The following is a 16,568-nucleotide window of genomic DNA, read 5'->3' as shown; positions in this document are numbered from 1 at the left end:
GCCGCACCCCGCGGCAGCGGACCCGCCCCGTCGTTCGGGCCCCGTACCGGCAGACGCCTCCCCGCACCTGTGCCCTCACCACCCGCTTCCGTCCGGCTCTACCGCCGAAAGGCCTCGGAACCCCATGCGCATCCTCGGAATCAACGCTCTGTTCCACGACCCCGCCGCCGCCCTGGTGATCGACGGCCGGACCGTCGCCGCCGCCGAGGAGGAACGATTCTCCCGGCGCAAGCACGGCAAGCGGCCGGTGCCGTTCTCCGCCTGGGAACTGCCGGAGAAGGCCGCCGCGTGGTGCCTCGGGCGTGCCGGACTGCGCCCCCAGGACCTCGACGCCGTCGTCTACTCCTACGATCCGGATCTCGCCCTTCCGGCCGAGGCCATGGGTCTGGACGACCCCTGGGACCACCTGCGGCAGACGTACGCCCGCGAGGCTCCCGGCTTTCTGAAGACGGCGCTGCCGGGCCTCGACCCCGGCATCGTCCGTTTCGTGCCGCACCACATGGCGCACGCCGCGTCCAGCGCCTTCGCCGCGCCCGACGCAGGGGACTCCTCCGTACTGGTCCTGGACGGCCGCGGGGAGCGCGCCTCGCACCTGGCCGCGCGCCGGGTCGGGGACCGTCTCGAGCCCCTGTACGCGCAGGAACTGCCGCATTCCCTGGGGCTGGTCTACGAGGAGCTGACCGAACATCTCGGGTTCCTCAGGTCCTCCGACGAGTTCAAGGTGATGGCGCTCGCCTCGCACGGCCGTCCGCGCATGCTCGCCGAGCTGCGCCGCCATGTGTACCCCACGGGTTACGGCGGCTTCCACGCCACTGGGGTGCCCTGGCACGAGCTGTGCGCGCCGCGCGGCCCGGACGAGCCGTGGACGCAGGACCACGCGGACGTGGCCGCGAGCGCCCAGGCCGTACTGGAGGAGACGCTGCTCGACCTGGTGCGCTGGCTGCACGGCAGGACGCACCACAGCGTGCTCACGCTCGCCGGGGGCGTCGCGCTGAACTGCGTCGCGAACTCGCGGATCGCCCGCGAGGGGCCCTTCTCCCGGGTGTGGGTGCAGCCCGCGGCCGGTGACGCGGGCACGGCGCTGGGCGGCGCGTTGCTGCTGGCCGCCGGGCAGGGGGACGAGCCGGAGCCGATGCCGGGCGCCGATCTGGGCCGGGACTGGTCGGACGCGGAGCTCGGGGCATGGCTGAAGACGGCGGCGGTGCCCTTCGAGCGGCCCGCGGACATCGCCCGGACCGTCGCCGAGACCCTCGCGGACAACGGGATCGTGGCCTGGTTCCAGGGCCGTTCCGAGTACGGCCCCCGGGCGCTGGGGCACCGTTCGCTGCTGGCCCACCCCGGGCACGCGGGCAACCTGGAGCGGCTCAACGACGTCAAGGGCCGCGAGCAGTTCCGGCCGGTGGCGCCCATGGTGCCGGCCGACCGCGCCTCCGAGATCTTCGACGGTCCGCTGCCCAGCCCGTACATGCTGTTCGTGCACGACGTGGCCGAGGCGTGGCGGGACCGCATCCCGGCGGTCGTGCACGTCGACGGCACGGCCCGCATCCAGACCGTCGACCCGGCCAAGGAGCCGCTGGTCGCCCGTATGCTCGGCGAGTTCGAACGGCTCACCGGGCTGCCCGTGGTGGTCAACACCAGCCTGAACACGGCGGGCCGGCCCATGGTGGACGATCCGCGCGACGCGCTGGAGTGCTTCGGCTCCTCCCCCGTCGATCTCCTCGCCATCGGTCCTTACGCGGTGCGGCGCGGAGACTTCTTCCGCGGCGCCGGCGCGAGGAGCACGTGATGGCGGAGCGCGGAGACGACATGGTGAACACCGCCGACGACGCGTACGCGGTGGTGATACCCACGCTGGGACGGCCCAGCCTGAGTGCGTGCCTACGGGCGCTGGCCGAGGCGTCCGGGCCCCGGCCGGTGCGGGTGGTCCTCGTCGACGACCGCCCCGGAGACGAGGGCGAGCCCCTCACGGTCGACATCCCGGGGCCGCTGCGCCCGGTGACCACCGTGGTGCGCGGCCGTGCCCGGGGGCCGGCCGCGGCCCGCAACGACGGGTGGCGGGCGGCCGGGCGGATCCCCTGGATCGTGTTCCTCGACGACGACGTGGTGCCCGGCCGTACCTGGGGCGACGACCTCGCCCTGGACCTGGCGGAGGCGACGGAACCGACGGGCGCGATCACCGCCCGGATCGATGTGCCGCTGCCGCCCGACCGCCGGCCCACCGACTGGGAACGCAACACCGCCGGCCTCGCCACCGCGCGGTGGATCACCGCCGACATGGCCTACCGGCGTACGGCCCTGGAGGCCGTCGGCGGCTTCGACGAACGGTTCCGGCGGGCCTTTCGGGAGGACGCGGACCTCGCGCTGCGGGTGCAGGCCGCGGGGTGGGCGGTCACCTCGGGTTCCCGGAGCACCACGCACCCGGTGCGCCCGGCCGACCGCTGGGTCTCGGTGCGCCTGCAGACGGGGAACGCAGACGACGTGCTGATGACCCGGCTGCACGGCCCCGGGTGGTGGAGCAGGGCGGGCGCACCACGGGGACGGCTGCCCGGTCATCTGGCGGCGACCGGAGCGGCGGTGGCGGCCCTCGCCTGCGCCGCCCTGCGCAGGCCCCGGGCCGCCGCGGTCTGTGCCGCCGGCTGGCTGGCCGGGACCGCCGAGTTCGCCCTGGCACGGATCGGCCCGGGGCCGCGCACCCCGGACGAGGTGGCCACCATGGCGCTGACCAGCGTGCTCATCCCGCCCGCCGCCACCTGGCACTGGCTGCGCGGTCACATAGTCCACCGGGGAGCGCCGCCGCACGTCGCACACGACGCCGGGGCGCAGCCGCCGGTGCGGCGCCAGTCGCTCGAGGAACGGGTGCACCCATGAGCGGACGTCCCCTGCCGCCCCGTCGCCCCGACGCCGCCGTGCCGTCGGCGACCGGGCCCTGGCTGTTCGACGGACCCCGGGGCGGCCCGCCGCAGGCGGGGGCCACCCTGCCGGCGGCGGTGCTGTTCGACCGCGACGGCACGCTCGTGGCCGATGTGCCCTACAACGGTGACCCGGCGCGCGTCGTGCCGATGCCGACGGCGCGGGAGGCGGTCGACGCCGTCCGTGCGCGAGGCATTCCCGTGGGGGTGGTCAGCAACCAGTCCGGCGTGGCCCGGGGCCTGCTGACGCGCGCTCAGGTGGAGGCGGTGCGGTGGCGGGTGGAGGAACTGCTCGGCCCGTTCGACGTGTGGGCGGTGTGTCCGCACGGCCCGGGCGACGGCTGCGTCTGCCGCAAGCCGGCTCCGGGCCTGGTGGTGGCCGCCTGCGCACGGCTCGGCGTCCCGGTGGAGCGCGCCGTCGTCATCGGGGACATCGGCGCGGACATGGGGGCCGCCCGGGCGGCGGGCGCCCGCGGCGTGCTGGTGCCGACCCCGGTCACCCTCCCGGAGGAGATCGAGGCCGCCGAGGGCACGGCCGGCGACCTGCTGGCGGCGGTGCGCCTGGTGCTGGACCCGGAGGACGGCCCCGGTCACGGGCCGTGCGCCGCCTCGATGGCGGGGGAGGCACGATGACGGACACCCGACGCCTTCCCCGCACCCTGGTGGTGCGCCTCGACAGCGCCGGCGACGTGCTGCTGGCCGGGCCCGCCGTGCGTGCCGTCGCGGCCGGTTCCTCGCACACGGCGATGCTGTGCGGTCCCCGTGGAGTGCAGGCGGCGAAGCTGCTGCCGGGCGTGGACGAGGTGCTGGAGTACGACGCCCCGTGGGTGGGGCTGGAACCGGCGCCGGTCTCCCGTGCGGCGACGCGGCGGCTCCTTCAGCCGCTGACCGCGGGCTGCTTCGACCGCGCCCTGGTGCTCGTCTCACATCACCAAAGTCCGCTGCCGATCGCGCTGCTGCTGAAGCTGGCCGGGGTCGGCTGGACGGCCGCCGACAGCGAGGACTACCCGGGCGCCCTGCTCGACCTGCGGCACCGCCGGCTGCCGCACCGGCACGAGGCCCTGGCGGCGCTGGACCTGGCGCGGGACGCCGGTTTCGCGCTGCCGCCCGGCGACGAGGGGGCACTGCGGGTCACCACGCCGCCGGACACCACTCACCTCACCGGGTCGGAGCCGTACGTCGTGCTGCACCCCGGTGCCGCCGTGCCGGCCCGGGCGTGGAGCCCCGAGCGGGCGGTGCGGGCCGCGGCCGCCCTGGCCGCCGAGGGCTATCGGGTCGTGGTCACGGGGGGCCGGGGGGAGCGGGAGCTGACCGCGAAGGTGGCCGGATCGCATGGGCTGGACCTCGGCGGCCTCACCGATCTGCGGCAGTTGGCGGGGGTGCTGGCCGGGGCGCGGGTGGTGCTGGTCGGCAACACCGGGCCGGCGCATCTGGCGGCCGCGGTGGGCACCCCGGTCGCCTCCCTGTTCGCGCCGGTCGTACCTGCCGAGCGCTGGGCTCCGTACGGCGTCCCGCATGTGCTGCTCGGGGACCAGAGCGCGGCCTGCGCGGCGACCCGCGCCCGCAACTGCCCGGTGCAGGGACACCCGTGTCTCGACGGCGTGAGCGATGCCGAGGTGCTGGCCGCCGTGGCGGCGCTCTGTGAGAGAAGGCCCACGGCGATGCATGACGCGGACCGGACGCGAAAGCCGGACCGAGCGGATCTCACCACGGACGCGTCGCCCGGGCTGCGTGACGGGTCCCGCCCGAAGGACGCGTCCGGCTCCGAGGACGTGTCAGGGCCCGGGGACGCGAGCGGCCCGGCGGAGGACGTGTCCGGTCCGGGCCGCGGTCCCGAGACGGAACGAGGAGCGACCGTATGAACATCCTGTTGTGGCATGTGCACGGCTCCTGGACGACGGCGTTCGTCCAGGGTCCCCACACCTACCTCGTTCCGGTGACACCGGGCCGCGACCCCGACGGACTGGGGCGGGCCCGCACGTTCTCCTGGCCGTCCTCGGTGCGCGAGGTGACCCCCGAGCAGCTGCGGGACGCGGACGTGGACCTGGTCGTCCTGCAACGGCCGCACGAGCCGGCGCTGGCCGAGCGCTGGCTAGGCGGCCGCCGCCCCGGCCGCGACATACCCGCCGTCTACCTGGAGCACAACGCACCGGACGGCGACGTGCCGAACACCCGGCACCCCTTCGCCGACCGCGGGGACCTGACGCTGGTTCACGTCACCCATTTCAACCGGTTGTTCTGGGACTGCGGCAGGACGCGCACCGAGGTCATCGAGCACGGCATCGTCGACCCGGGACACCAGTACACCGGTCGTCTCGCCCGCGGGGCAGTCGTCGTCAACGAGCCGGTACGGCGCGGCCGTCACACCGGTACGGATCTGCTGCCCGCGCTGGCGGAGGCGGCGCCGCTGGACGTGTTCGGAATGCGCACCGAGGGCCTGGCCCGCCATCTCGGGTTGCCCGAGGAGCGGTGCCGAAGCGCGGACCTGCCGCAGGCCGAGCTGCACCGGGCGATGGCGCAGCGCCGGTTCTACCTGCATCCGGTGCGCTGGACCTCCCTCGGCCTGTCGCTGCTGGAGGCCATGCACCTGGGCATGCCCGTTCTGGCGCTCGCCACCACCGAGGTGGTCGAGGCGGTCCCGCAGGGCGCGGGCGTGCTGTCCACCCGGCCCGATGTCCTGGCCCGGGCAGCCCGGCACTACCTGCACGAACCCGAAGCCGCGGCCGAGGCCGGCGCCCGAGCCCGCCAGGCGGCCCTCGGCCGGTACGGGCTCAAGCGCTTCCTGGACGACTGGGAGCGCCTGATGACGGAGGCGCGCTCATGACCTCATCCCTGCACCCCATCCAGCCCGGCACCGTCGACGCCGACGGCCCCGGTTCCCTGTCGATCGCACTGGTCTCGGAACACGCGAGTCCCCTCGCCACCCTGGGCGGGGTGGACGCCGGCGGGCAGAACGTCCACGTCGCCTGCCTGGCCGGAGCGCTCGCCGACCGGGGTCACCGGGTGACCGTGTACACCCGCCGCGACGACAAGGACCTGCCGGACCGGGTGCCGCTGCGCGAAGGGGTCGAGGTGCGCCATGTGCCCGCGGGTCCGCCGGAGCCGTTGCCCAAGGACGAACTGCTGCCCTACATGGCCGACTTCGGGCGCTATCTGGCCGGGGTCTGGCGGGTGCGGGCGCCGGACGTGGTGCACTCGCACTTCTGGATGTCGGGGCTGGCGTCGCTGCGGGCCGTGCGCGAGCTGGGGCTGCCGCTGCTGCACACGTACCACGCGCTCGGCACCGTGAAGCGACGACACCAGCAGCTGGCGGACACCAGTCCGCCGCGGCGGATCGCGTACGAGACGGAGGTGGGCCTCGGCTGCGACCGGGTGATCGCCACGTGCCGGGACGAGGTCGTCGAACTGGGCAGGATGGGCATACCCGCCGGGAAGGTCGGCATCGTGCCGTGCGGGGTGGACACCGAGCTGTTCACGCCGAAGGGTCCGGTCGCCGAACGCGGCACCCGCCGCCACCGGCTGCTCCAGCTGGGCCGCCTGGTGCCGCGAAAGGGCTCCGCGGTGTCCGTCGCCGCGCTCGCCCTGCTGCCGGAGACGGAACTCGTCGTCGTCGGCGGGCCGTCGGCGGACCGGCTCGACGAGGACCCGGAGGTGCGCCGGCTGCGCCGCATCGCCGAGGAGCACGGCGTCGCCGACCGGGTGATCTTCAGGGGCGGTGTGGCGCCGCGCGATGTGCCGCCGCTGCTGCGAGCGGCCGACGTGGTGGTGTGCCCCGCGGACTACGAGCCGTTCGGCATCGTCCCGCTGGAGGCCATGGCCTGCGGCAGGCCGGTCGTGGCCAGCGCGGTGGGCGGCCAGCTGGACACCGTCGCAGACCCGACCACCGGGCGCCTGGTGCCGCCACGGGACCCCGAGGCCCTCGCCCGGGCCGTCGGTGAACTCCTCGCCGACCCCGAGAAGCGGGAGGCGTGCGGCGCGGCGGGCCGCCGTCGCGTGCTGCGCAGGTACGGGTGGGGACGAGTCGCCGCGGCGACCGAGGCGACGTACTGCTCCGTCCTGGACGCCCAGCCCGCCGCCACGGGGGTGGTGTGATCACGCACCGTCCGCCCGGCCCTCGACAGCGTTCCCGACCCACCGCGGAGCTCCGACGTCCGAAGGAGGTGCGGGTCCGGCCGCCGTCCCCGTGACGCGGTACGCCCGAAGAACATGACCGATTTTTCTGCATCCCTTGCACTCGATGCCGCGCATCTGCACTGCCGTTCACTGGAGCAGGCGCTCGTCCGCCTGCGGCGGGACGGCCTGCACCGGATCGCGGAGTGGGGCGGCCGACTCGCGATCGTCCTTTCAGCCGGCGGCCGGCTGCTGGCCGCGGGCAACGGCGGCAGCGCCGCCCAGGCCCAGCATCTGACCGCCGAGCTGGTCGGTCGTTACCGGCAGGAACGGCCGGCCTACTCGGCCATCTCGCTGCACGCGGAGACCTCCAGCGTGACCGCGATCGGCAACGACTACGGCTTCGACCAGGTCTACGCCCGGCAGGTGGCCGCACACGGCCGCCCGGGTGACGTGCTCGTGCTGCTGTCCACCTCCGGCCGCAGCGCCAACCTGATCAGCGCGGCCGTGACCGGCCGGGCGGCCGGGCTGCGTGTCTGGGCGCTCACCGGGCCGGGCCCGAACCCCCTGGCGGAGGCGGCCGACGAGGCCCTGTGCATCGACGTCGGCAACACCGCGACCGTTCAGGAGGCCCATCTGGTGGCCGTGCACCTGCTCTGCGAGAGCTTCGACGCGGCGCTCGGCGCCGCGACCCGGCCCACCGCCGCGCCACGTACGGTCGGAGCGCACGGGAGGGTGTCGTGACGGGGCGGGGTCCGCTCGTGGTCGTCGGGGACGTTCTGCTCGACGAGGACATCGAAGGGGTCGCCACCCGGCTGTCCCCGGACGCCCCCGCCCCGGTCGTCGACGTCACCGAGGACCGGCGTCATCCCGGCGGGGCAGGCCTCGCCGCCGCGCTTGCGGCCGGCGGCGGGCGCGAGGTGGTGCTGGTGACCGCACTCGGCGACGACTCGGCCAGCGAGGCCGTGCGCCGTGATCTGCGCGGCCGGGTGCGGCTTGTGGAGATCCCGCTGAGGGGCAGCCTGCCGGTGAAGACGCGGGTGCTGGCGAGCGGCCGGCCTCTGGTGCGGATCGACCGGGGCGGCGGCACGCCCGGCGAGCCGGACGCCGCGGTGCGGGAGGCGCTCACGCAGGCGCACGCCGTGCTGGTCGCCGACTACGGGCGGCACACGGCCGGTGCCGTGCGGGAGCACCTGGCGGCCGTCGTGCCGCGTACGCCGCTGGTGTGGGACCCCCATCCCCGGGGCGACACTCCGGTGCCGGGGGCGCGACTGGTCACCCCGAACGCGGCGGAGGCATGCGCCCTGTGCCCCGGCGACGGCGACTCGCTGCGCGCGTACGCCGACCGGGCCGCTCGGCTCGCGGAGCGCTGGCAGGCGGCCGGTGTCGCCGTGACCCTCGGGGATCGCGGGGCGTTGCTGGCCAGGCCGGGCAACGGCACGCCGATGCTGGTGCCGCCGCCGTACCGGGCCAGCGGGGACCCGTGCGGTGCGGGCGACTGTTTCGCGGCCACGACGGCGGCGGCGCTGGCGGACGGCGCACTGCCGGAGGAGGCCCTGCAGCGGGGCGTCGCGGAGGCCGCCGCGTTCGTCTCGGCGGGCGGGGCCGGGAATCCGGCGCTGTGGCGGACCCCGCCTCCTCCCGCGGCGCAGACTCCCCGCACCGACGCCTTCGCGGTCGCCGAGCGGGTTCGCGCGCGGGGCGGCACCGTGGTGGCCACCGGCGGCTGCTTCGACCTGCTGCACGCGGGGCACGTGGGCCTGCTCGAGAGTGCGCGGCGCATCGGCGACTGCCTGATCGTGTGCCTCAACTCGGACTCCTCGGTCACCCGACTGAAGGGGCCGGGACGCCCGCTGAACACGGTGGCGGACCGGGTGCGGGTCCTCGAGGCGCTCGGCAGCGTGGACGCCGTCGCGGTCTTCGAGGAGGACACGCCGGAGACGGTCCTGAAGCGGCTGCAGCCCGATGTGTGGGTCAAGGGCGGCGACTACTCCGTCCAGGACCTGCCGGAGGCGGAGGCGCTGCGGGCCTGGGGCGGGCAGGCGGTCGTACTGCCGTATCTCGACGGCCGCTCCACGACGCTGCTGGCCCGCCGGGCGGCGCGGGCCGCCGTGCCCCCGGTGCCGCCGTCGTGAGGACGGCGGAGGCGCACTCGCCGCGGGTGCTGGTGCTGCGGGCGCTCGGGCTCGGCGATCTGCTGACGGCGGTGCCCGCGCTGCGGGCGCTGCGGCGGCATCTGCCCCGCCACCGGATCGTGCTGGCCGCGCCCGGGCGGCTGGCACAGGCGGCCGCGGCGACCGGCCTGGTGGACCGGGTGCTGCCCGCCTCCGCCCCCGGCCGGGCGGTGCCCGCCGAGCTGGCCTGGGCCGGGCCCGCGCCCGATCTGGCCGTCGATCTGCACGGCAACGGCCCGCCGAGCCATCTCCTGCTGCAGCGGCTCGGGCCGCGGCGACTGTTCGCCTACGCGCACCCGGACACTCCCGACATCCCCGGTCCGGTGTGGCGGGAGGACGAACACGAGCGGGAACGGTGGTGCCGTCTGCTCGCCTGGTACGGCGTCCGGGCGGACCCGGAGGACCTGTCGATCCCGGCGCCCGCGACGCCCTCCCCCGCACCCGGCGCGGTCGTGGTGCACCCCGGGGCCGACGCGGCCGCGCGGTGCTGGCCGCCGGAACGGTTCGCGGCCCTGGCGCGGGAGGTGCGCCGCTCCGGGTACGACGTCGTGGTGACAGCGGGCGCCGGGGAGGGCACGCTGGCGCGCAATGTGGCGGCTCGGGCGGGGCTGCCACGGGAGGCGGTCGTGGGAGGCGACGGCGACGTGCCGTTCGACCGGTTGGCCGCGCTGGTGGCCGGGGCCCGCTGTGTGGTGGTCGGCGACACCGGGCTCGCGCATCTGGCCACGGCGCTGGGCACCCCCTCGGTGGTCCTGTTCGGCCCGGTCGCCCCTCGGCTGTGGGGGCCGCCGGCCGACGCACGGCACCGGGTGCTGTGGCACCCGGGGGACGACGATGCGCCGAGGCCGGGGGACGCGCACGGAAGGGTGCCGGACGAGCGGCTGCTGAGGATCACGGTGGCGGAGGTCGCCGAGGCGGTGCACGGCCTGCTGGAGCCGGGGCCCGTGCGGGAGCGGGGGTCGGACCGTGGGGCACGGGGCGAGGTGCCCGGAGCACTGACGGCGGGGCTGCGGGCCCAGGGCTGAAGGAGGACGACGGCGGACCGGAGGCCCATGAGGGCTGTGCCGGTCGAGGGCCGACGGCCGAAGAAGGCACGAGCCTCTGCACGAGCCCACCGCATCCGTCCGCCGTGAGGCGGTGGTGGGATCCCGTCCGGCGACCGGGCCCGGCCGCCTCGGCGGCATCGCGCGCGGCCCCGGCCCGGCATGAGGGCCGGGCGGCGACACAGCGGGGACGGCCCCGGAAACGGGCGGCGACACGCAGGTCGGCCCCGGCAATGGACGGCCGGCCGTCCGCCGCCCGGACGGCTCAGGCCGCGGTGCTCAGATCCGGTACCCCGCAGTCCTCCGTGCGGAGCACCACCGCCGGGGCGGTGCGGCGGCGCCGGCGCAGGGCGCAGCCCGCTCCGATCGTGCCCGCGATGATCACCCCGCCGACGACCAGGGCGCCGCGGGCTCCGGCCAGCTGCATGAGGAGGCCGAGCGCGGGCGGGCCGCCCAGGCCCCACGCCGTGCTGATGGTCCTCCACACGCCGAGCACGCGACCGCGCAGGTGGGCGGGCGGGTCGGTCTGCAGGACGGTGGTCCCGGCGGTGTCCGAGACGGACTCCACCACGGCCATCGGCAGAACCAGCACCAGCAGCACGGCGAGCGACGGCGAGAGGCCCGCCACGATCTGGAGGAGTCCGCCCACGGCGGCCAGCGTGCCCACCACCCGCACGGAGGGCCGGCGCAGCCGGGCACCGAGGACGGCGCCGATGATGCCTCCGACGGCGAGGACGGTGGACACCGTGCCGAACGCCGCGGCGCCGCCCGCGAGCGGGCCGGTGACGAGGACGGCCAGGGTGAGGCCGTAGTTGCGTCCGAAGATCGCGCTGATCCCGGTGATGCCCGCGAGGGCGACCAGCCGCGGGCGGCGGGCGAAGAACGCCAGGCCCTGCCGCACGGTCATGTCCCCGCCCGCGGGCCGACCGCCGCGCTGGGCCGGGATGGCCTGCCCACGGCGAGCGGGAGCCCGTACGGCGCCGGGTGCCGGGCGGAGGAAGGGGATGACGGAGGCGACGAACAGGAAAGAGACCCCGTTCGCGGCGTACGCGGCGGCCGTGCCGAAGAAGCCGACCGCCACACCGGCGAGCGCCGTACCGGCGAGCCGGCCCGCGCTGTGCACCAGCGAGCCCACCCCGATCGCGGAGGGGACGTCCTCCTCGCGGACGAGGTCGTTGCCCAGCAGGGCGCACGCGGGCCCGTCGACGGTGGCGATCAGGCCGGTGACGGCGGCCAGCACCATCAGCACGGGCACGTCGAGCCGGCCGAGCGCGACGAGGACGGCCGTCGTGAAGGCGACGGCGCCGAGGAGCGCCTGGCTGACGGCGGCGGTCAGCCGCCTCGGCAGGCGGTCGACGGCGGCGCCGCCCGCAAGGCTCACGAGGAGGGCGGGGGCGGCCTGGACGGAGATCGACAGACCGGTGGCGGCGGCGGACCCGGTGATCTTCAGGACCAGCAGGTTCTGCACCGTGAGCTGCATCCAGGTGCCGGCGTTCGAGACGAAGTTCGCCAGGGACCACCAGCGCATGCTGCGGTACTTCAGGGATCTCCAGGGCGAGGAGGACCCGGCCGCCGGGGCCGCCGAGGCGGCGTCCGGCGCGGAGGCAGCCGGCACGGGGGTAGGAGAGGACGCGGAAGCGACAGGAGAAGAAGGCACAGTGATCTTCGGGGAGGGGTCCCGGGGGGGACTCACACGGAACATCGGCGGGAGCTCGGTACACCGGCTGCGCTGCGCGGTCGCTCCCCCGGATCTGGCGGGTGCCGTGCCGCCGGTGAGCCGCGGTGCGGGTCCCGGGAGGACGGCCTCGACCATCGTGGCAGACGGGACCGGCGAGTCGTCGCCGCGGGCCCCGGACGGGATGCCGAACACGCGCCAAGTCCCCGACCGTGGCGGGGACTTGGCGCCCTTGTGTACTTGCTCACAGCATCCGTGGCCGGCCGCCGTGACGTCAGCCCTCCAGTTCCTCCTGGATCGGCGTCTTCGGGGCGTCCCGCAGGTGCTGTGACAGCCCGGGTTTACCGCCCTCGCGCGCCTGCTCGGCACGCTGTGCGGCGGTGTGCCCGAGGTCGGAGTCGGGGTCCACCCGGACCGAAGGAGTACACCAGCCGGGAGGACGTGGCGCCGCCCCGCGCCCGCGACAGCGGACGCCGCGAGCCGGGCGCCCCATTTTGTTCGGGGCTCTCAGAGCTACTCCCCCGGCCCTGACGGTGTCGCCGGGGATCGCGCGCCCGGTCTGCGCATGGCCCCGCCGGGCCCCGGGTACTCGGGGGTCCGGCGCTTTTGGCGGCGCCGTGTCAACCGGAACGTCTCACCGCCTGGAGGAGCCATGGCGGGTGTCAGCCCCACAGATCTGCAGAAAGCACTGTCCGGCGCGGAGTACCCGACCGACACCGAGCAGCTCAAGAAGGTCGCCCGGGACAACCGAGCCCCCAAGGAGATCACCGAGCGCATCGATCACCTCGGGAAGAAGAAGTTCCAGAATCCGGCCGAGGTGAGCAAGGCGGTGTTCGAGAACGAGTGATCCAATGTCGAAGGTGCGGCGGCCGGGGCGAGGTGCCCCGGCCGCGGTGCGTGCGCCGGTGGTCAGCCGACGTACTTGCGGGCCGGGGAGGTCCGCCTCGCCTCCTCCAGGGCGATCAGCCGGGCCTCGAGGTCGGCGGGCACGGGATCGCGCTGTTTCAGGACCCAGGGAAGCCCCGCCGCCGCCCGCGCGAACGCGCGCACGGACGCGTGGTCCCGGGGGACGGTGCGCAGCAGGTACCAGGTGCGGCGCAGCGCGGACGGCCAGGGGCGGCGCAGCCAGGTGAACCACAGGGTGTTGCGCAGTCCGAGGACGCGCCGTTCGGTGCCGTCCCGTACCTGGGACGCGGCGTGATGGATCGTCAGTTCGGGTACGTAACTCAGCCAGTGGCCCCGGCGCAGCAGGTCGGTGGCGAGAAGTTCCTCCTCACCGCCCAGCCACAGTCCGGGGTGGAAGCCGCCCGCGGCCCTGAAGGCGTCGACGCGGATCACGGTCGCGGCGGCGAGGAACGATCCCAGGGCGGGGCCGGGCAGCCAGTCGGGGCCCGTGAGGGGTGAGTCGCGCAGTTCGGCGACGACGGGGTCCTCCTCCCCCGACGGCTCGACCACGATGCGGCCCGTCACGGCCGCGAGCTGAGGATGGGCGTCGAGGAGGTCCGCGGCCCGCCGCAGGGACCCCGGTTCCCACCAGGTGTCGTCGTCGCAGAACGCCACGTAGGGCGTCCGTACGTGGCGCACGGCCAGGTTGCGGCCGACCGCTCCCAGGTTGCGTCCGGGGCACAGCAGCCGGACCTCGGGGAAGTGCCGGGTGACGGCGTCCGCGGTGCCGTCGGTGGACCCGTTGTCGGTGACGACGACCGGGGGCCGCTCGGGCAGGTCCCGCAGGGTCCGCAGGGTGCGCAGCAGTTCAGGCCGACGATCCCGGGTGATCACGACTACCGTGGTCCGGCGGTCGGGGTGGAGGTCGTCGTCGTGCGGGGCGCCGGTGTCCTTCCGGGGTGTCGTGGCGGGCACATGAGAGGGGTCGTGGGGCATGTCCGCTCGTCCTCGGTCGTCGGTGCCGTCGTCGGCGCTCATGGGGTGGCCCGCTCCAGCAGGCGAACGGCGTGCTCGATCCGTGCGGGCAGCGGTTCGCGGTCCCTGAGGGCCGCGGGGAGCCGGGCGATCGCACCGCGCAGCGCCGCCGCGGCGTCGCGCTCCCCGCGGGCCGCCGCCGCGGCGAGGCGGGCGGTGTGGCCCAGCGCCACCGTGACGGGCCGGCGGAGCCATGCGGTGAGCAGGGCGTTGCGCCGCTGGACCGCCGAGCGGCCGGGGCGTTCACCGGGGTCCGGGTGGTGATGGGCCGTCACCGACGGCACATAGCTGACGCCCCAGCCGCGGGCCGCGAGGTCGTAGGCCAGCAGGGTCTCCTCGCCCCCGAAGAACAGCACCCGGTGGTAGCCGCCTGCTTCCAGGAAGGCCCGGCGGCGGACCACCGCCGCGCAGGCGAGGAAGCCGAGCACCGGGCGGCCGGGCAGGTCGGGGTCGGGCGGCAGCGGCGAGCGCGCGAGGACGGAGTTCAGCGGGTCCTCGGCGGCGTCCGGGCCGACCAGGGTGCGGGCGGCCAGCAGGCCGAGCCGCGCGTGGCCGTCGAGGACGTCCGCAGCGGTGTCCAGGGCGCCCGGCGCCCACCAGGAGTCGTCGTCGCTGAAGGCGACGTAGGGCGTGGTGGCGTGCCGTACCGCGAGGTTGCGGCCCAGTGCGCCGGTGTTGCGTCCGGCGACCAGGACGCGCACGCCCAGCGGGTGGTCGCGTACGGCGTTCACGGTCGCGTCGCTGGAGCCGTTGTCCACGACGATGACCGGGGGCCGCTCGGGCAGGTCGGCCAGCCGGTCCAGGGTGCGCAGCACACTGTCACGTCGGTCGCGGGTGATCATGGCGACGGTGACACGGGAGGCGTGTCGCTCGGGCGCGTCGGTGTCCTTCACGCGCCCTCCTGGAGCAGCTTCTGCACGCCGCGCCGCACGTCGTGGGCCGTGATCTCGTTGATGACGACGTCGGCGGCCCGCACCGCCCCGGCCAGGGGCCGCGCGTCCGTACGGCCGCCGAGGTCCACGGCCGTGCCGCGGCTGACGTACCTGGTCAGGGCGGTCTCGTGCGGGCCGCCGGTGACGACGACTCGATGGCCCGCGTCGGCCGGCAGGACGCCTCCGAAGCCGTCGAACCGCACGACGAGCGCCTTCACCGCGCCCCTCCCCCGTGCGCCACTGGCTCGGGGGTCGTGTCACCGGCCGGCCGGGCTTCCGCCAGGTCGTCCGCACAGTCGACGTCGATCCCGCTGTCCAGGAGACGCTCGCACAGGTGTGAGCCGGGGAACCCGGCGCCCCCGGTCACCACGGCACGGCCCCAGAAGGGCCGGGCCGTCGGCAGCGGCGAGAACGTGGTCGTCGGCGTCATCAGCACGCGGTCCTCCCGCCTTCCTTCCCCGGTGGGTGATGCACGCCTGCGCGCGGCGGCCGGTCGAGTGCCCCGGCTAGTTGTTTTCATGCTCCGGCCTGCGGTGAGGGCGTGCCACAGGGGTGCGTGCACGGCACCGCCTACCGCACGGCGGCCACCGTGGCTCGTCGTGGCCCGTACGGGTGAAACCGCGCGGTGGGACGGCCCGCCCGGCATCCCCCGGGCCGAACGGGGTACTTCGCCGCCATGCGGGTGAGCGTGATTGATGTGGGTTCGAACACGATCCGTCTGATGGTGGCGGACGCGGAGCGCGGTGTGCCCCTCCCGGTGCACACCGCGAAGTGGAAGCAACGGCTGTCCGACCAGACGGACGCGGACGGGCGGATGGCGGACGCGGCGGTGGAGCAACTGGCCCAGTCGGTCGCCGAGGCCGCCGCGACGGCCGAGCGGTGGGGCTCGGGGCCGCCCCTGGCGTTCGCGACCGCGGTGGTGCGCGCCGCGCCCAACCGGCGGGAGGTCCTGGAGGCGGTGCGCGGCCAGACGGGTGTGGCCCTGTGCACGCTGCCCGGCGAGGTGGAGGCGGAGCTGACGTTCCTTGCGGCACGGCGGTGGATGGGCTGGCGGTCCGGGCCGCTGGCGCTGCTCGACATCGGCGGCGGCTCCCTGGAGGTGGCGCTGGGCCGGGGCAGCCTGCCGGACTTCGCCGCGTCGTTGCCGCTCGGTGCGAACCGGCTGACCCGTGAGTTCTTCGCCGAGAACGATCCGCCCACCCCGGCGGACATCAAGGCGCTGCGCCGCAACGTACGTCACCAGCTGCGCGACGTGGCCACGCGCGCCCGTTGGGAGAGCCCCTGCACGGCGGTGGCGACCTCGCGCACGTTCCAGCAGCTGGCACGGTTGTGCGGGGCGCCGCCGGGACGGCACGGCCCGTTCGTGCACCGTGAGTTGCGCCGTGCGGATCTGCGGCGGGCCATCGACCACCTGGCCTCCCGCCGGTCGGCGGAACGGGCCGACCTGCCGGGCATCTCCGCGCCACGGGCCCGTCAGAGCCTGGCCGGTGCCCTGGTCGGCCACACCGTCATGAAGCTGGGGAACTTCGAGACGGTGACCATCTGCCCGTGGGCGGTCAGGGAGGGTGTGCTGCTGCGGTCCATCGAGGACGGCCTCGCCTGGTGGTCGAAGGTCGCGCGGGACGGTGAGGAGACGTTGTCGGGTGCCGCCGTTCCGCTGCGCGTGGCGGAACCGACGGCCTGACCGGGGCACCCGCAGGGCGGCGACCGGGCCGCGGCACGCTCCCCCCCCCCCAGCCCGTCCCCGCCCCTTTGGTCTTCCCCCCCTTTTCCCCCTGCCCGAGCCCCCTCCCTTTCCTCCCCGG

Annotated in this window: 16 protein-coding genes and 1 pseudogene; 11 read left to right on the top strand and 6 right to left on the bottom strand. The window is 75.5% G+C overall.

Annotated elements, in window-relative coordinates; translation table 11 throughout:
• Nucleotides 1-124: 124 nt before the first annotated feature.
• The 9 genes from ACZ7L1_RS34375 (at nucleotide 125) to ACZ7L1_RS34335 (ending at nucleotide 10,218) form a co-directional block, all read left to right on the top strand.
• Nucleotides 125-1,786: a carbamoyltransferase family protein gene (locus ACZ7L1_RS34375; RefSeq protein ID WP_471442957.1), complete on the top strand. Its 1,662-nt coding sequence runs from the start codon at nucleotides 125-127 to the stop codon at nucleotides 1,784-1,786.
• Nucleotides 1,786-2,868, top strand: a complete 1,083-nt coding sequence (locus ACZ7L1_RS34370) for a glycosyltransferase family 2 protein (RefSeq protein WP_471442955.1) — start codon at nucleotides 1,786-1,788, stop codon at nucleotides 2,866-2,868. The genes ACZ7L1_RS34375 and ACZ7L1_RS34370 overlap by 1 nt, the downstream gene beginning before the upstream one ends.
• Complete coding sequence (locus ACZ7L1_RS34365) at nucleotides 2,865-3,542, top strand: D-glycero-alpha-D-manno-heptose-1,7-bisphosphate 7-phosphatase (RefSeq protein WP_471442953.1); 678 nt, start codon at nucleotides 2,865-2,867, stop codon at nucleotides 3,540-3,542. Before ACZ7L1_RS34370 ends, ACZ7L1_RS34365 begins: the two co-directional genes overlap by 4 nt.
• Nucleotides 3,539-4,771: a glycosyltransferase family 9 protein gene (locus ACZ7L1_RS34360; protein ID WP_471442951.1), complete on the top strand. Its 1,233-nt coding sequence runs from the start codon at nucleotides 3,539-3,541 to the stop codon at nucleotides 4,769-4,771. The genes ACZ7L1_RS34365 and ACZ7L1_RS34360 overlap by 4 nt, the downstream gene beginning before the upstream one ends.
• Nucleotides 4,768-5,733 (top strand): glycosyltransferase, encoded by a 966-nt coding sequence (locus tag ACZ7L1_RS34355; protein WP_471442949.1) that lies wholly within the window; start codon nucleotides 4,768-4,770, stop codon nucleotides 5,731-5,733. The genes ACZ7L1_RS34360 and ACZ7L1_RS34355 overlap by 4 nt, the downstream gene beginning before the upstream one ends.
• Nucleotides 5,730-7,001 (top strand): glycosyltransferase, encoded by a 1,272-nt coding sequence (locus tag ACZ7L1_RS34350; protein WP_471442947.1) that lies wholly within the window; start codon nucleotides 5,730-5,732, stop codon nucleotides 6,999-7,001. The genes ACZ7L1_RS34355 and ACZ7L1_RS34350 overlap by 4 nt, the downstream gene beginning before the upstream one ends.
• 114 nt (nucleotides 7,002-7,115) lie before the next feature.
• Nucleotides 7,116-7,763, top strand: a complete 648-nt coding sequence (locus ACZ7L1_RS34345; RefSeq protein WP_471442945.1) for a D-sedoheptulose-7-phosphate isomerase — start codon at nucleotides 7,116-7,118, stop codon at nucleotides 7,761-7,763.
• The gene (gene rfaE2 / locus ACZ7L1_RS34340) at nucleotides 7,760-9,154 is read left to right on the top strand and encodes a D-glycero-beta-D-manno-heptose 1-phosphate adenylyltransferase (RefSeq protein WP_471442943.1); all 1,395 of its coding nucleotides are present in this window, start codon (nucleotides 7,760-7,762) and stop codon (nucleotides 9,152-9,154) included. Before ACZ7L1_RS34345 ends, rfaE2 begins: the two co-directional genes overlap by 4 nt.
• Nucleotides 9,151-10,218 (top strand): glycosyltransferase family 9 protein, encoded by a 1,068-nt coding sequence (locus tag ACZ7L1_RS34335; protein WP_471442942.1) that lies wholly within the window; start codon nucleotides 9,151-9,153, stop codon nucleotides 10,216-10,218. Before rfaE2 ends, ACZ7L1_RS34335 begins: the two co-directional genes overlap by 4 nt.
• Nucleotides 10,219-10,501: 283 nt before the next feature.
• Here ACZ7L1_RS34335 and ACZ7L1_RS34330 read toward each other — a convergent pair whose 3' ends face one another.
• On the bottom strand, nucleotides 10,502-11,764 hold the full coding sequence (locus tag ACZ7L1_RS34330) for an MFS transporter (RefSeq protein WP_471443021.1): 1,263 nt from the start codon (nucleotides 11,762-11,764) through the stop codon (nucleotides 10,502-10,504).
• A 421-nt stretch (nucleotides 11,765-12,185) separates the two neighbouring features.
• Nucleotides 12,186-12,320, bottom strand: a complete 135-nt coding sequence (locus tag ACZ7L1_RS34325) for a hypothetical protein (RefSeq protein WP_471442940.1) — start codon at nucleotides 12,318-12,320, stop codon at nucleotides 12,186-12,188.
• A gap of 243 nt (nucleotides 12,321-12,563) precedes the next feature.
• Here ACZ7L1_RS34325 and ACZ7L1_RS34320 point away from each other — a divergent pair, with 243 nt between their 5' ends.
• On the top strand, nucleotides 12,564-12,758 hold the full coding sequence (locus tag ACZ7L1_RS34320; RefSeq protein ID WP_471442937.1) for a DUF2795 domain-containing protein: 195 nt from the start codon (nucleotides 12,564-12,566) through the stop codon (nucleotides 12,756-12,758).
• 62 nt (nucleotides 12,759-12,820) lie between these two features.
• Here the strand turns inward: ACZ7L1_RS34320 and ACZ7L1_RS34315 are convergent, their stop codons facing one another.
• From ACZ7L1_RS34315 to ACZ7L1_RS34300, 4 genes and pseudogenes are all read right to left on the bottom strand, one after another.
• Entirely contained in the window at nucleotides 12,821-13,834 is a 1,014-nt protein-coding gene (locus tag ACZ7L1_RS34315; protein WP_471442935.1) for a glycosyltransferase family 2 protein, read from the bottom strand.
• On the bottom strand, nucleotides 13,831-14,673 hold the full coding sequence (locus tag ACZ7L1_RS34310) for a glycosyltransferase family 2 protein (protein WP_471443019.1): 843 nt from the start codon (nucleotides 14,671-14,673) through the stop codon (nucleotides 13,831-13,833). Before ACZ7L1_RS34310 ends, ACZ7L1_RS34315 begins: the two co-directional genes overlap by 4 nt.
• Nucleotides 14,674-14,720: 47 nt before the next feature.
• Complete coding sequence (locus ACZ7L1_RS34305; RefSeq protein WP_471442933.1) at nucleotides 14,721-14,981, bottom strand: hypothetical protein; 261 nt, start codon at nucleotides 14,979-14,981, stop codon at nucleotides 14,721-14,723.
• A gap of 50 nt (nucleotides 14,982-15,031) precedes the next feature.
• A pseudogene (locus ACZ7L1_RS34300) lies at nucleotides 15,032-15,193 on the bottom strand (NAD-dependent epimerase/dehydratase family protein); the annotation flags it as partial.
• A gap of 246 nt (nucleotides 15,194-15,439) precedes the next feature.
• Here ACZ7L1_RS34300 and ACZ7L1_RS34295 point away from each other — a divergent pair.
• Nucleotides 15,440-16,447: a Ppx/GppA family phosphatase gene (locus ACZ7L1_RS34295; RefSeq protein ID WP_471442931.1), complete on the top strand. Its 1,008-nt coding sequence runs from the start codon at nucleotides 15,440-15,442 to the stop codon at nucleotides 16,445-16,447.
• The last annotated feature ends 121 nt before the right edge of the window (nucleotides 16,448-16,568 follow it).

The organism is Streptomyces sp. NPDC107546 (genome assembly GCF_055639175.1).
This window is presented reverse-complemented; position numbering and strand designations above follow the sequence as displayed.

Coding starts and splice junctions, on each gene's coding strand:
- ACZ7L1_RS34375 (WP_471442957.1), top strand. CDS start 125: ATGCGCATCCTCGGAATCAACGCTCTGTTCCACGACCCCGCCGCCGCC.
- ACZ7L1_RS34370 (WP_471442955.1), top strand. CDS start 1,786: ATGGCGGAGCGCGGAGACGACATGGTGAACACCGCCGACGACGCGTAC.
- ACZ7L1_RS34365 (WP_471442953.1), top strand. CDS start 2,865: ATGAGCGGACGTCCCCTGCCGCCCCGTCGCCCCGACGCCGCCGTGCCG.
- ACZ7L1_RS34360 (WP_471442951.1), top strand. CDS start 3,539: ATGACGGACACCCGACGCCTTCCCCGCACCCTGGTGGTGCGCCTCGAC.
- ACZ7L1_RS34355 (WP_471442949.1), top strand. CDS start 4,768: ATGAACATCCTGTTGTGGCATGTGCACGGCTCCTGGACGACGGCGTTC.
- ACZ7L1_RS34350 (WP_471442947.1), top strand. CDS start 5,730: ATGACCTCATCCCTGCACCCCATCCAGCCCGGCACCGTCGACGCCGAC.
- ACZ7L1_RS34345 (WP_471442945.1), top strand. CDS start 7,116: ATGACCGATTTTTCTGCATCCCTTGCACTCGATGCCGCGCATCTGCAC.
- ACZ7L1_RS34330 (WP_471443021.1), bottom strand. CDS start 11,764: ATGCGCTGGTGGTCCCTGGCGAACTTCGTCTCGAACGCCGGCACCTGG.
- ACZ7L1_RS34320 (WP_471442937.1), top strand. CDS start 12,564: ATGGCGGGTGTCAGCCCCACAGATCTGCAGAAAGCACTGTCCGGCGCG.
- ACZ7L1_RS34315 (WP_471442935.1), bottom strand. CDS start 13,834: ATGAGCGCCGACGACGGCACCGACGACCGAGGACGAGCGGACATGCCC.
- ACZ7L1_RS34310 (WP_471443019.1), bottom strand. CDS start 14,673: ATGATCACCCGCGACCGACGTGACAGTGTGCTGCGCACCCTGGACCGG.
- ACZ7L1_RS34295 (WP_471442931.1), top strand. CDS start 15,440: ATGCGGGTGAGCGTGATTGATGTGGGTTCGAACACGATCCGTCTGATG.